Here is a 13,456-nt window from a genome sequence, read left to right as displayed (position 1 = left end):
ATATAAATTAAATTTACCTAATAATAGTTAGGTAACCCGTAATTGGTTTACGGCCGCTATTAGGGTTAATAATATAGTAATAGGTACCAACCGGCAAATCTGCCCCTTTATATCGACCGTCCCAGGCTACCGGGTAATTATTAGAGAAATAAACCCGCTCGCCATATCGGTTTAAAACTTCAATGGTACAGTGTGGGTATGAGCTTAGATATTTAATGTCCCAGGTATCATTTATTCCATCGCCGTTAGGGGTAAAAGTATTTGGCACCACCGGCGATTTTAAAACAGTTACCAGGGTTTGTGCAGCTGCACTGCAGCCTTTATCAGAACTAACCATAAGTGTATATTTTGTATCTGCAGATGGGCTTGCAATGGGCCCGGCTATATCATCACGGCTTAAACCTGCAGAAGGTGTCCATTTATATGTTAAAGTACCATTGCTAATTGTAGCAACGGGTGCCAAAGTAACCTCGCCCCCATCCAGCACAGTATATTCTGCAGGAATTGTAACAGCAGGAGTTGTGTTAACAGTAACCTGAAAAGTTGTACCATAAGTACACGCTGTTGTTGTGGCTGTAAACAGGTAATTAATAGTAAAGGTACCAATGCCCGATACTTTAGGATCAAACAACCCTGTGGATGATATACCGGGACCGCTAAATACGCCTGTGCCATTATAAATACCTTTATTCTCTGCAATTTGTATGGCCGCGTCTGCCTGGCAAAATGTTAAAGAAGTACCAACCGGGTTATTATTGGCCATTAATGTAACCGAAGGATTAGCATTGATAACAATATTTTTAGAAATTGTATTAGTACAAATTCCGCCCGAGTAAACTTCCATACGTATATTATAAGTTTGCTGCGCGGGGGTATAAAATATTGGGTAATGGTGGGTATATTTTTTATTGGCAGGCATGGTAGCCATTGTGTAGGTTTCAGCCGTTCCGGGGTTACCGTTATAATCAAAATACCACACTATTTTAGTGATATTGCCAAAATCTACTGTTGACAGATCATCAAAAATAATATCATCGCCACTGCAATTATTTTCGACTCTAAAATCTGCTTTAGGTGTTGAACCATTAACAGTAAAGGATTGTTGCTTTGAGGCAACACAGCCATTTTGTGAGGTAACTGTTAACTTTACTGTGTAAATACTGGCCTGACTGTATATATGCTGCGGGTTTTTCAATGTCGACGTTTGGTTTGCCAGTATAGAATTGGCATCACCAAAATCCCACAAATAAGTAAAACCAGATTCGGAATGGTCTGCTATGCTGCTGGCATCGGTAAACTGGGCAAAAGCATCATTAAGGCAAACATCAGGTAATATAAAATCAACAACGGGTAGCGGATTAACAACTATAGTTTTTTGCAAAACGTCGCTACTGCAACCCAGGTCGGTAGTAATTGTTAGTTTAATTATATAGGTGCCCGCTGTGGTATAGCTATGTACAAATGGCAGGCCGGTGGTTAAATCGCTGTTTGTGCCATCGCCAAAGTCCCATGACCATTTATTAATAATGCCTTCGGCAGTGGTTGATGTGTTGCTGAACGTGATGTTTTGCCCGGCACAGTCAGGTGTAGAATTTGTGAATGCGGCAATGGGCCTGTCAATTATATGCACGCTTTTTGCAGCCGAAACTGTTGAGCAGCCATTAATATCAGTAACCGCTAAATGTGTGCTATAAGTTCCGCCAGCAGTATAAGTATGCACCGGGTTTTGCAATGTGGATGTTGTGTTATCGCCAAAATCCCACAGCCACGTTTTAGCGCTATTGCCGGCCAAAAAGGCTGTAGCATCTGTAAAGGTTGTTATATCACCTAAACAATTACTGGCACCAACTGTAAAGCTGCTCACCGCAGGGTCTGTTATGGTTAAATCATCCTCTATATCACTATACGATCCGCATACATCAGCAACCGGGTTAAATACCGTTGCTATAACCGCATGAATGCCGGCTGTAAAATTTACCACGTTAGTTTTTTCATACACATATAGTGTTGTATTGCCTTTTATTAGCGTTGACGTATACACCGGGGCATTGTCTACAAAGGTAGTTGCACCGTCTACCTTCCAGGAAATATTAGTGGTTTGATAAGGTATGATAACCTGCAATTTATAAGATACATTACTGCATCCGGCAGTTAACGTTGTGGTTGGGTTTTGCGGATCCTGAATGGCAACATACTCATTCAGATCCTGCAGATTAGCGCCTGCTGCATAACCGTAGGATTCTGTATTACCAAAACCATAAGCTATCGCATTAAACGGAACCGATGCTTTAATAGTATGCGTACCTGAGGTAACTGTGCCACCTGCCCCACTTGCTCGGGGACCCGAGGTAACAGGTATTTGCGCATACGAATAAATACTATTTGTGATAGCGATAAAGTTTGTATAAGCAACACCATCTAACATAAATGATGATACAGCAGTTGTAGGTATAACTACATTTATATAACTCTGTAAAATATTATAGTAGCCTGTTGAGTATAAAGTAACCTGATCAAGGCCTTGTTCAATCGGGCTTAGATATATCATTTCGGGGTCGCCAACATCACCTTTATTGCTGGCGCAATTTATAGTTTGATTCTGCGTGGCTGAATATTGCACAACCTGTATTGGCTTATCAGCCGATATGACATTAGTGGTTGTAGAGGGGAATTCATAATATAAACCGTTGGTAAATTGTGCTGCATTAAGGATGGCGCCATTAAGGGTTACTGTGGTATTAGAGCTGCTTAAAACAATGCGATATACATCATACGGCCTGTTTTTTAAAGGTGCCGCAATATAATTTTTACCCCAGGTAGATGTAGGATATACTTGCTGAAATAGATTGTCTGAACTACCTGTTTGTACGCAGCCTATACCTATTTTACTGCTACCCGAAAAAACTGCTATTTTTTTACACGTCCCGATAGTTGTGCTGATGGATTGAATTTTTGTTCCCGTAAGATCTGTTAACGAAAGTCCCTGGTAAACCTGTCCTTTGTTTAAAGTTTTAGTAAAGGCTGTGCCCGCGGGCGTACCGTCCAGGAGCGTGGCAGAGGGGGTTATAGATACTGTCGTATTATCCTCGGTAGCAATTACAGCAAAGGTAGAATAAGACGGATTTGCATTAGATATCTGCGTATAATTAAGTGACAAATAATCTTTACCCATAGCGTTAACCGGCAATAATAAAGTGGCTCCGGATACTGCCGACGCGTAAATATGTGCGTAAACAGCAATTGGCTTTACAGAAGTTATATGAATGCCTTTGTTGAGTACGCCATTCGTATTTCCTAAAAAAGCGCTTGCCGGTATAGTTACAAAAGTTACCGTGTTTGCTGTTACGGTAAATGCTTGTGAGAAACTTCTGTCAGCAAGGTCAACACTTCCGGTAGTCGATATATCCGAGGTGATATAAAGAACCATGCTGCTGGCACCAGTACCGGTTACACCGGCAATATGATCCATATAGCAGGTCCAGAATTCAGTTCCTTTATTACTTTGCGAATAAGCGTTAATACTACTTACAATTAGTAACAGGGGGATTACCAGGGTGTAAAATGCTTTCTTCAACTTATCAATAGTCAATAACGTAACTTATATATTACAAAATTAAGCAACCAATATACATAGCATTAAATGAAAGACCTATGAAATTTAAAATTAAATACGGGATTTCCCTATCGCATCTAATTCGGCATAAGCAATTTGCAGTTTGTGGGCCAGGTCTTTATTTTCTTTTCTTAAATGATATATTTCAAGCGCGTTTTCAATATACATTTTCAACTCGTCATTCTGCCAGGGCTTAACCAGGTACTTATAAACCTGGCCACGGTTTATGGCATCCATAACCGCGTTTATATCAGAAAAACCGGTCAATAATATTCTTATGGTATCCGGATATATGGATAAGATCGACTCCAAAAACTCAATACCCGTCATACCGGGCATACGTTGGTCTGTAATAATAACTCCAATCTCCTGGCTATCCAATATTTTCCGGCCCTCTTTTGCAGAAATTGCAGTAAACACTTCAAAATCACGTCTGAAAGCAGCTTTAAAACTATTCAGATTATTTATTTCATCATCAATGTATAATACGCCTATTGCCATAGTAAAATTTTAACGGTTTGGGCAGCTATATATTTTAAAAATTAAAAAATGCACTAAATTTTAATTTTCTGTGCACTTTTATAATATCTTCTTTATGAAAGCTGTTTGGTAAAAATGAAAAAAATATTGCTAATACTGTATGTTATTATACAAATTTCCGGAGCATTTGCTGCACAAACAGATACTTTAAAGATTAATGTAAAGGAAACTAAGTATTTAACACATCAATATTTTCTTGAATTAGAAGATCCGGATAATGTTTTCACCGCAAAGGATATTATTCACAACAATAATTTTCATAGCATTAGCTCTTCTTTTCCGCTTTTAAAATATTCCAAATCAGTAACCTGGTTAAAATTTACTTTAAAAAACAATACCGACCAGCCCCTTGTACCTATAACTATTGGTAAAAGTATAATTGATGATTTTGACATTTTTTTTGATGAAATTATTAGTCGTAATAATGGACATGTTAATCATCACATAAAACATTTATCATCTAAAGACCCGCAGTATAATTCTAATTTGCTAACCCAGGGCGTTACACTTATTAATATACCTATTTTGCCCGATTCATCTAATACATTTTACGCCCGTATAAAAAGTAATGCTTCAACAGTTATACCTATAGAAGTACATAGTTCTGCTCAGTTTTTACAAAAACGCGGTATTGATAATATGATAAGCGGCGCTATTGTGGGTATGTTTTTAGTAATGGCACTTTATAACCTCATGCTGTTTATTATTGTAGGCGATAAAAGCTACCTGTATTATGTTATCTATATTGTGTTTTTAGGTTTAACACAATCATTATTATTAGGCTTTGGCGGTGCTTTATTCCCAAATAATCTTAAAGTTATAAACAATTATGTTACTCCACTTTTAAGATCATGTTTTGGTTATTCACTGTTATTATTTGCAGGGGAGTTTTTACAATTAAAACAAAACATAAAACAATATTACCGTATTTATCTATTTCTATATGTATTATACTTATTACCACTTATAGCAACACTTACAGGCCATACACATATAGCTTATACACTTATTACCGTAGCCGCGTTAACCACTTCATTAACATTATTATTTATAGTTACTGTTCTTTACATCAAAGGATTTAAACCCGCCAAATTTTTCATGATAGGCTGGGGGCTGTTTTTACTGGCTGTGTTAATTACCATTGGTCGTAATAACGGCCTGGTACCTTACAATTATTTTACACTTAATGTAATTATATACAGCGCATTAATTGAATTGATATTATTCTCGGTCGCGTTAGCAGATAAAATAAATTTTTACCGGCGCCAAAACATGCAATCGCAACAGGCCGCGCTTACTATTGCTAAAGAAAACGAGCGATTGATAACCGAACAAAATATTTTTTTGGAAAACAAAGTAAAGGAGCGAACGCAAGAGCTTATACAAACCAATCAAAATTTATCAATGACAATTGATAATCTAAAATCGGCACAAATGCAGTTAATTGAAACAGAAAAGATGGCATTATTAGGCCAACTTACTGCCGGTGTAGCCCATGAAATTAATAACCCCATAAACTTTGTAAGCTCGAACGTTAAACCCTTGCGTGTTGATTTTGATGAGATATTTTTATTGCTTAATAAATATGATGAAGCTGCAAATAATCCCGGTAAACGCAAGTTGCTAAATGACGCCAATAATTACAAACAAACTATAGATGCTGATTTTGTTAAAAGCGAGATAAAGACTTTATTAGATGGCGTAGAAGAAGGAGCCGCCCGTACAGCAGAGATAGTACAAAGCCTGCGCACCTTTAGCCGTATGGATGAGTTAGTTATAATGCCTGTTAATATAAACTCGGCTATATTGAGTACCCTGATTATATTAAGAAGCTCCATCCCCTATTATATCGAAATAAAACCTTTATTAGATAAACTTGAACCCTTAAACTGCTATTCGGGTAAAATTAACCAGGCGCTTATAAACCTCATTAATAACAGCATACAAGCTATAAAAGCAAAAGAGGAATATGAAAATGAGAGTATAATTATTAAAACCCATGATCACCCCGATCATATATCAATAGAAATTACTGATACCGGAATAGGAATGACCGCAGCCGTTAAACAACGGATATTTGAGCCTTTTTTTACAACAAAAAACATTGGCGATGGCACAGGGTTGGGCCTCTCTATTGTATTTGGAATTATTGAAAAACACAATGGCACCATTCTGGTAGAATCTATGCCGGGGCAGGGTTCAACATTTACGGTAACATTGCCTAAAAGTTTAAAAAGCGATATCCAAGAACCAACCTTCTAACTCACCCTTTTACCTTTAAGCAGCATATTCATTGCATCATCTAACGAGCCCGCCCTTGTAACCTCGCCCGAGTTAACGAAGTATATCTCATCAGCGTTTTCTATTGTATTTAAACGGTGGGCTATAATTACACGGGTAGTATGCCGCGGTAAATTGTTTAAAATTTCGCTTAATAGTTTTTCGGTTATGGTATCAATATTCGCGGTGGCTTCATCTAATATTAACAGGTCGGGGTTACGTAATACTGCCCGCATAAAAGCTATTAATTGCTTTTGGCCCAAACTAATACTATCCCCGCCTGATGATACTTTTGTGTCCAATCCGCTCTCAAAGATGGCTAACAAGCTACCCAGGTTAGCATCGGTTATAACCTGCTCCATCTGTTCGCTGGTATGATCTTTATAAAGCTCATTTCCATATAAAATATTCTCCCTTACTGTTCCGGTAAATAAAAACGGCTCTTGTAAAATAAAGCCTATTTGTTGTGAGCGCTCATTGGCGTCATAACTTCTTATATCCTTGCCATTAAGTAATACCATCCCCTTGTTAGGGTCATATAAACGGGCAATTAATGATGCGGTTGTAGTTTTGCCGCCTCCCGTAGGGCCAACTAATGCATAGGTTTTACCGGGTTCAAGTTTAAAGCTTACATTGTGTAAAATTTCATTGTCATCCGTATACCCAAAGTGCACATTTCTAAATTCCAACAGCGCGGTTGTAGGTTCTGTTAATACATTATCAATATTAACCAGGTTGGTTTCTAATCCTAATATTTGCGATATCCTGTCCCATGCGGCCATAGCCGTTTGAAAATTGGCCCATAGCGCTGCCAATTGCCTTAAGGGGTTATAAAACAGCGTTACGTATGATAAGTAAGCAATTAGCAATCCTATCGAAAAATCGGTACCAATCAGGTAGATACCGTAAACCAATACCGTTAATTGCGCTATGCCAGAAAACAAGCTATATACCGGCATAAAAATATTGTTTGCCAGACCGGCACTTATAGCCGTTTTATAATTTTGCTGATTAGCGCCATCAAAACGTTTCCTGAAATAATCACGGCGATTAAAGGCAATGATAACTTTAAAATTGTTTAGGCTCTCCTGTATCTCGGCGCTCATTCCCCCTACGCTTTTCAGGTTTTTAGCATTTGTTCTTTTTACCCATGGCGATACAATAGTAGTAAATACCAATATCAGCAACATAGGAGCAACTGCAGCCACACCAAGCTGAATATGGATCGCCAATAAAAACACGCCGGCGCCAGCCATGGTGGCAATGCTGCCAATAAACTGTACTAATGATTGCGAGAAAAACTGGTTCAGTTTATCCGTATCATTATTAACTCGCGATATCAGGTCGCCAGCTTTATTCTGATTAAAAAAATCAACAGGCAGCAATTGCAGTTTATTAAATATGGCATTGCGCAACGTAAATAACATACGCTGCCCTACCCCGCCCATTAATTTGGTTTGCAAATAGCTGGTTATTAACCCCACCAAATACATAGCCAGCAATATGCCCGAGAACATCAATACACCATGATACTGCTTGGTTTGCACATATTTATCAATAGTGTGCCCTACTATAAATGGGCCCAGCAGGTTTAAGGTTGAATTAACCAGGATAGTAATGGTTGCCAGTATCAGCGTTTGCTTTTCGTGCGCTATTAATTGCAACAGCTTTTTAAGCGCGGCAAGCGTCGACGTTTTTTGTGCCTGTTCTGACAGGTTGTTCAAATTATAATTCATAATTGCTGGTGCTTTGTTGTGAATTAAAAATCTGAACATATTCGGGGCAAATATCCATCAATTCATCATGAGTGCCGCCTGCAATAATTTCGCCTTGCATCAACAGGATGATCTGGTCATAATGCTCAATGGCGGCTATTTTTTGTGTTACGGATAGCAAAGTAATTTCGGGGTAGTTTTTTTGTACATTGGCTAATATCTTTCGCTCGGTATTGGCATCAACCCTGGCGGTAAAATCATCCAGCAATAATATTTTTGGATTAACCGCTAAGGCACGGGCCAGCATAATACGCTGCTTTTGCCCCCCTGATAGGCTCGAGCCGCGTTCAGAAACTATTGTGTTTAATCCATCGGGTAAACTTTCAATAAACCCCTTAAGTTCGGCCGTATCTATTGCTTTTTGTAATGATTCGTTGGTAACTGTATCACTAAACGCGATGTTTTCGCGAATGCTCATATTAAATATGATACTATCCTGGAAAACAAACCCCACCTGGCTATGAAAAGCTTCACTGTTGTAACTATCTATGCTTTTGCCGTCAAACTCAATTTCGCCCGAATTGGCTGGTATCAACCCGGTAAGGAGATATAATAGCTGCGTTTTACCCGCAGCCGTGGGGCCAATTATGGCAATTTTCGACCCTGCTTTTATAGATAAGGATATATTTTTAAGCGCGGGTTTTTGTCCGTAAATAACTGAGACATCTTTTAGCTCAATATTACCTTGTAAACTGGTGGTAACAGTACCGTTATCTACCAGATCGGGTGCATTCAATACCGTGCTGATACGTTGATATGACGCTGTTGCCTGCGCAATTATATTGCTCATAAACCCTATTACCAGTATCGGGAATATCAGCATAGCTAAATAACTGTTAAAAGCAGCAAAATTACCCAGGCTCATGGTTCCGTTTATTACATAATGCCCGCCCAGTGCCAGTATGGTTAAGGCCGATAGGTTGGCCGTAAATGTAATTACCGGGATAAGGCCGGCAAACATGCGCAAAATAGAAAGGCCAAAATCTCTTGCCTTGGTATTTGCCTCTAAAAACTTAGCGGTTTCCAGGTTTTGCGAATTAATAACCCGTATAAGGGCCGAGCCCAATATACTTTCATTAATGATCTTGTTCAACCAGTCTATAACCTCGCGGCTTTGTTTAAATAACACCCTTACTTTGCGCAGCACGTAATAGAATGTACCGCCAATTATAGGGATTATAGCAATAACGGTTAAAGCCAGCCGCCAGTTAATGGTTAATAACAAAACACTGGCCCCTACAATTATTACCAGCGATGATATAATGGATACAATGGCTTGCGATACAAATAGTTTTATAGAGTCGGTATCGGCGGTTAAATTGGTAAGCAGTTTTGATGGATTTGCCTGCTCAATAAAGGCATGGCTTTGTTTTGATATTTTGTCAGAAAGCCGGGTGCGCAAATCTCTTGCAACACGTTCAGAAGCATACGTCTGGATAATACTTTGCAGGTAACTAAATATGAATATCAGCAGTACCGCTATACCAAATTGCGTAATAATATGCTTAACATCAAAATGCCCTTGTGTATAGGCATCTATCCCGGTGGCTATTATTTTAGGCAGTAGTAAGTTAATACCATTGCTAAAAAGCGCGAACAATAGCAACATGGTAACCATACCGCCGTAAGGTTTAAGCAGGCTGAATATCCCCGGCGGCTTTTTTTGATCTAAATTCTGTTTTTCTGGCGGCATGTATGTTTATTTGTCAAATATTATGCAATTGTTTGGAATCTCAATAACAAAGTAGACGATTGTGTAATTATAATATTTTAAAATGTACAAATAAATTAAAAATGGCTACAAAATTCGATAGCAACGCAGAATACATACTGGAAGATGAGCAAGTGTTATTACGTCCGCTAAAAGAAACAGATCTGCAATTTTTGCTGCCCTTTGCACTAAACGAAACCGATACCTGGAAATTCTCTCTTAAAAATGCTGCAGGCGAAGATGGTATGCGCGCTTATATCCATGACGCCCTTGCTGCACGCGAAGCAGGTAAGGAATATGCTTTTATTGTGTACGATAAACAAACCCAACAATATGCAGGCTGCACCCGTTTTTATGATATCCAGCAGGATCATCAGACCTTGCAATTGGGCTATACCTGGTATGGAGAGAATTTTAGGGGAACAGGTTTAAACAAGCATTGCAAATTTTTGCTGCTGCAGTTTGCGTTTGAAACTTTGGGCATAGCACGTGTAGAGTTTAGGGCCGATGCCAGGAATGAACGCAGCATAGCAGCCATGAAAAGTATTGGCTGTACGGTTGAGGGCATTTTAAGGGATCACCTGGCGCTGCATACCGGTGCCCGAAGGGATTCTATTATATTAAGCATATTGAAAGACGAATGGTTCGCTACTATTAAAGAGCGTATTGGCAGCAAACTAAAATAGGTTCTGAATAGTATTTAATCAATAAAAGCCACCGCATTAAATTATATTTGCCAAAACATACTTTTATATATGAGCACTAAACTTACTATTAATAACAACGGATCTGTAAAAATTGAAGGCGATTTTGAAATTGTAGATATGCAGGGCAACAACTACGGCTTGCAGGGACGCACCGTTGTTTCTATTTGCCGTTGCGGCATGTCTGCCAATAAGCCGTTTTGCGATGGCTCACATAAAGGCCATTTTGAACATAATGCAGTAGCATTTGACCTGCCTCCAAAGAAAGTGTAAACAAATAAAATTGTCATTGCGAGCGTAGCGTGGCAATCGCGAAGATGCAATGCGGATAATAATATTCGCGATTGCTTCGTCGTTCCTCGTCGCAATGACAAATAATCCCCATATGCGTTATTTCATCCATATAGGTTATCATGGCACTAAATATAGTGGCTGGCAAAAGCATCCGGGTGTATTAAATGTGCAGGAGGTGTTAGAGGCCGCGCTTAGCGGTCTTTTAAAAACACCCATTACCATCATAGGCTGCGGCCGCACTGATGCGCAGGTACATGCCAGCCAGTTTTTCTTCCACATGGATGTAGAGAAAGAATGGAAATTTGATCTGTTCTTTCGTTTGAATAAAATCCTGCCGGATGATATTGCCGTATTTGATATTATACCGATGGATGGCTTACCCCATGCCCGTTTTGATGCTGTGCTACGATCATACGATTATTTTATACATACTTATAAGGACCCTTTCTTAGGCGAATTCAGCGCGCTGTATTTAGAAAAGAACTTGGACCTGGATAAAATGAAAGCCGCAGTTGCCCTGCTCCCATTATATAACGATTATCGTGGTTTCTGTAAAAGTCCGGACAGGAATGAGCATACCATCTGTAATGTTTCTTCTGCCGCCTTATTTGCTGACGCGAGTGGCGACAAGCTGCGTTTTCAAATATCTGCCAATCGTTTTTTAAGTAAGATGATACGGATAATAGTTGGGCGGCTGCTTGATATTAGTCGTGGTAAAATGAGTGTGGATGAGTTTGAATCCTATCTCATCAGCAAAGAAACCCCTGCTATCATCATCCCCGCCTATCCGCAGGGATTATATCTTTCCAAAGTTACTTACCCCTATTTGGATTTGGCACCAAGGAGTACTTTTTCAAGCATTTTGCAGAATAGTGGTTGGCTGCCCATATAACCACCACGTCATTGCGAGGAACGAAGCAATCTCTACGTAGGAAATTCAACGAAACGGGTTCTCATTTTTTAGGAGTAACAGACAAATTGCTATTTTGCATTATGGTTTTTCAACAAGGTGGTTGTGTTTACATCATGACAAATAAACTCAATAAGGTTTTATACGTTGGTGTATCTTCCGATCTAACAGGCCGGGTATGGGATCATAAAAACAAAACTTACCCTAAAAGTTTTACTGCCAGGTATAATTGTAATAAACTGGTTTATTACATATTTTACCCTCGTATTGAAGAAGCCATTGCTGCTGAAAAAGCATTGAAAGGAAGCAATCGAAAACATAAACAGCAATTGATTAACGACCTAAATCCAGGCTGGAACGATTTATATGATTCGTTACTTGACTGAGATTTATCATAGCTGATTAGCTTACGTAGAGATTGCTTCGTTCCTCGCAATGACGCGGTTGTAGTATCTAAATAATTTGTCTGATACGCTGAAAAATGAGATTCCGTTTCGTTTGAATGTCCTATGTAGAGATTGCTTCGTTCTTCGCAATGACGCGGTGGATGGTGAATGACATATGTCTTATTTCCCCTTCAAATACAACTCTTCCACCTTTTTCCTGGCCCAATCGGTTTTGCGCAGAAATTTAAGGCTTGACTTTATACTGGGATCCTCCAAAAAACAATTAATGCGGATGCGATAACCCAGTTCGGGCCAGCCGTATTTGGCTACCAACTCGTTGAGTATGGTTTCTAATGTTATACCATGAAGCTTGTTGTTGGGTTGTTCCTGCATGGTTTTTTATTTTAACTGAATAATAAAAGAGGGTGTCATCCTGAGCCCGTCGAAGGATGGCGGGCAGGCCCTCGCACATGGTTCGACTAAGCTCACCATGACACCCTCTTTTTATCTTCGTTAACAGAAAATTATCTGCTCGCGTTTACTATGGCAATAGCTTCTTTAGTAGCTTCGGTTAGCTCGGCATATTTTTTGCCTTCCATAACGCCGGCGCTAATTAACTGGCTACCCATACCAACCGCGCAAACACCTGCCTTGAACCAGCCGCCAATGCTTTCTTTGGTTAGCTCAACACCGCCGGTAGGCATAAATAACAGGTTAGGGAACAATGTTTTTATGCCTGATAGAAATGAGGGGCCCAACATATTGCCCGGGAATAATTTAACCACCTTAGCACCCAAATTTTCGGCCCTGATTATTTCAGATGGGGTCATACAGCCAGGTACCCAAAGCAAATTATGTTTCTCGGCTACAGGTATTACTTCTTCAACCAATCCTGGGCTGATGATATAATCTGCACCGGCATCAACAAAAGCCTGTGCATCTTTAGCATTTTTTATGGTACCAACACCTAAATACATTCCGCCTAATTCTTTATCACAAACTTCGCGCAGTTTGGCAAAGTTCTTTAATGCAGCTTCGCCGCGGTTAGTGTATTCAATAGTTTTAATGCCTGCTTTATAAAGAGCGCGCAATATTTCAATGCTTACCTCTTCGTCTTTGTTAAAATATAATGGCAAAATACCCTGCTCAGGTATAAGCTTTAATATGGTTTCTTTCTTATCCATTTTAGTAAATTAATTGATGGGTAAATGTAGAAAGAAATATTAAAATACGGGGAATTTGA

11 protein-coding genes are annotated in these 13,456 nt (G+C 39.2%); 5 read left to right on the top strand and 6 right to left on the bottom strand.

Annotated elements, in window-relative coordinates; translation table 11 throughout:
* Positions 1–13: 13 nt before the first annotated feature.
* Both JWR23_RS06260 and JWR23_RS06255 read right to left on the bottom strand, forming a co-directional pair.
* A complete protein-coding gene (locus JWR23_RS06260; RefSeq protein ID WP_299514321.1) occupies positions 14–3,574 on the bottom strand; it encodes a PKD domain-containing protein in 3,561 nt (1,186 codons plus the stop codon).
* Between the two features lie 90 nt (positions 3,575–3,664).
* The gene (locus JWR23_RS06255) at positions 3,665–4,114 is read right to left on the bottom strand and encodes a response regulator (protein ID WP_299514318.1); all 450 of its coding nucleotides are present in this window, start codon (positions 4,112–4,114) and stop codon (positions 3,665–3,667) included.
* A gap of 114 nt (positions 4,115–4,228) precedes the next feature.
* Between JWR23_RS06255 and JWR23_RS06250 the strand changes: the two genes are divergently transcribed.
* Positions 4,229–6,415: a 7TM diverse intracellular signaling domain-containing protein gene (locus tag JWR23_RS06250; protein WP_299514316.1), complete on the top strand. Its 2,187-nt coding sequence runs from the start codon at positions 4,229–4,231 to the stop codon at positions 6,413–6,415.
* Here JWR23_RS06250 and JWR23_RS06245 read toward each other — a convergent pair.
* Together JWR23_RS06245 and JWR23_RS06240 are read right to left on the bottom strand one after the other, a co-directional pair.
* On the bottom strand, positions 6,412–8,169 hold the full coding sequence (locus tag JWR23_RS06245) for an ABC transporter ATP-binding protein (RefSeq protein ID WP_299514313.1): 1,758 nt from the start codon (positions 8,167–8,169) through the stop codon (positions 6,412–6,414). The two genes, JWR23_RS06250 and JWR23_RS06245, sit on opposite strands and share 4 nt — an antisense overlap.
* The gene (locus JWR23_RS06240) at positions 8,159–9,901 is read right to left on the bottom strand and encodes an ABC transporter ATP-binding protein (protein WP_299514310.1); all 1,743 of its coding nucleotides are present in this window, start codon (positions 9,899–9,901) and stop codon (positions 8,159–8,161) included. Before JWR23_RS06240 ends, JWR23_RS06245 begins: the two co-directional genes overlap by 11 nt.
* A 101-nt stretch (positions 9,902–10,002) precedes the next feature.
* Here JWR23_RS06240 and JWR23_RS06235 point away from each other — a divergent pair, with 101 nt between their 5' ends.
* From JWR23_RS06235 to JWR23_RS06220, 4 genes are all read left to right on the top strand, one after another.
* On the top strand, positions 10,003–10,605 hold the full coding sequence (locus JWR23_RS06235; protein WP_299514307.1) for a GNAT family protein: 603 nt from the start codon (positions 10,003–10,005) through the stop codon (positions 10,603–10,605).
* A gap of 69 nt (positions 10,606–10,674) precedes the next feature.
* On the top strand, positions 10,675–10,896 hold the full coding sequence (locus tag JWR23_RS06230) for a CDGSH iron-sulfur domain-containing protein (protein ID WP_299514305.1): 222 nt from the start codon (positions 10,675–10,677) through the stop codon (positions 10,894–10,896).
* 112 nt (positions 10,897–11,008) lie between these two features.
* Positions 11,009–11,809: a tRNA pseudouridine(38-40) synthase TruA gene (locus JWR23_RS06225; RefSeq protein ID WP_299514302.1), complete on the top strand. Its 801-nt coding sequence runs from the start codon at positions 11,009–11,011 to the stop codon at positions 11,807–11,809.
* A 101-nt stretch (positions 11,810–11,910) separates the two neighbouring features.
* The gene (locus JWR23_RS06220) at positions 11,911–12,213 is read left to right on the top strand and encodes a GIY-YIG nuclease family protein (RefSeq protein WP_299514299.1); all 303 of its coding nucleotides are present in this window, start codon (positions 11,911–11,913) and stop codon (positions 12,211–12,213) included.
* A gap of 180 nt (positions 12,214–12,393) precedes the next feature.
* Here the strand turns inward: JWR23_RS06220 and JWR23_RS06215 are convergent, their stop codons facing one another.
* Both JWR23_RS06215 and JWR23_RS06210 read right to left on the bottom strand, forming a co-directional pair.
* Positions 12,394–12,606, bottom strand: coding sequence for a VF530 family protein (locus JWR23_RS06215; protein WP_299514297.1), 213 nt, complete (start codon positions 12,604–12,606; stop codon positions 12,394–12,396).
* A 131-nt stretch (positions 12,607–12,737) separates the two neighbouring features.
* Positions 12,738–13,397: a bifunctional 4-hydroxy-2-oxoglutarate aldolase/2-dehydro-3-deoxy-phosphogluconate aldolase gene (locus tag JWR23_RS06210; RefSeq protein ID WP_299514295.1), complete on the bottom strand. Its 660-nt coding sequence runs from the start codon at positions 13,395–13,397 to the stop codon at positions 12,738–12,740.
* Positions 13,398–13,456: the final 59 nt, after the last annotated feature.

This window comes from Mucilaginibacter sp., assembly GCF_028288205.1.
Taxonomy (GTDB): Bacteria; Bacteroidota; Bacteroidia; order Sphingobacteriales; family Sphingobacteriaceae; genus Mucilaginibacter.
This window is presented reverse-complemented; position numbering and strand designations above follow the sequence as displayed.